The organism is Mesorhizobium sp. M1E.F.Ca.ET.041.01.1.1, assembly GCF_003997355.1.
Classification (GTDB): domain Bacteria; phylum Pseudomonadota; class Alphaproteobacteria; order Rhizobiales; family Rhizobiaceae; genus Mesorhizobium.
Window position 1 is genome coordinate 1 of the sequence record NZ_RZSL01001177.1, and the last position, 688, is coordinate 688.

A 688-nucleotide genomic window follows, 5' to 3' on the forward strand; every position below is an offset into this window, starting at 1 on the left:
CGCTTCGCCAGGGCGCTCGACGCCGAGGCAGGGCCGGGGCGCGCGCCGGCCGGCCAATCGTGGCTCGCCAAGGCCTTCGGCCGGGTCACGGCGATGCCCGCCGGCGTCGCCTGGGCCGCGGCCGCGGCGCTGCTTGCGCTGGTCGTGGTGCAGTCCTTCGAGCGGCCGGGCGGCAAGGGCAGCGATTTCGAGATCGCCGGTGCCGAGGACGATCTCGCGAAGCTGCCTTTCGCCCTGGTCAAGTTCAAGCCGGACGCCAAGATGTCGGACATCGCCGCGTTCCTGAACCAGAACGGGCTGAAGATCGCCGGCGGGCCGACGGCCGACGGCGTCTTCCACGTGACCATTCCGGCGAGCAATGCGGCCGACTACGGCAAGCTTATCGGCCTTATTGCCGCCCAGCCTTTCGCGGATGCTGTGGTTCAGGGAAGGAAACCGGTCGATGGCGGCTAAGGCGGTCGTTCTTCACGCGGCACTCCTCGCGGCGGCATGTGTCGCCGCGCCTTCGTTCGCGCAGACCAACGACCCGAACCTTTCGCAGAAGCAGGTCGATTGCCTCAACCGCACGACGGCCGCGGGCGCCGGATGCGATCAGGATGGCGGCGGCGCCAAGAACGGCGGCGACAAGTCGGGCACGGGCACCGCCGCCGTGGTCCTGCCGGCGCTGATCGTCGACCTGTTTCCGAAC

At 69.8% G+C, this 688-nt stretch carries 1 protein-coding gene and 1 pseudogene; both read left to right on the forward strand.

The window, feature by feature from the left end; translation table 11 throughout:
- On the forward strand, positions 1–453 hold a 453-nt coding region (locus tag EOA38_RS38205), incomplete at its 5' end, for an anti-sigma factor (RefSeq protein WP_127301646.1).
- Positions 443–688, forward strand: a pseudogene (locus EOA38_RS38210) (peptidase S8); the annotation flags it as partial. The gene EOA38_RS38205 and the pseudogene EOA38_RS38210, both read left to right, overlap by 11 nt.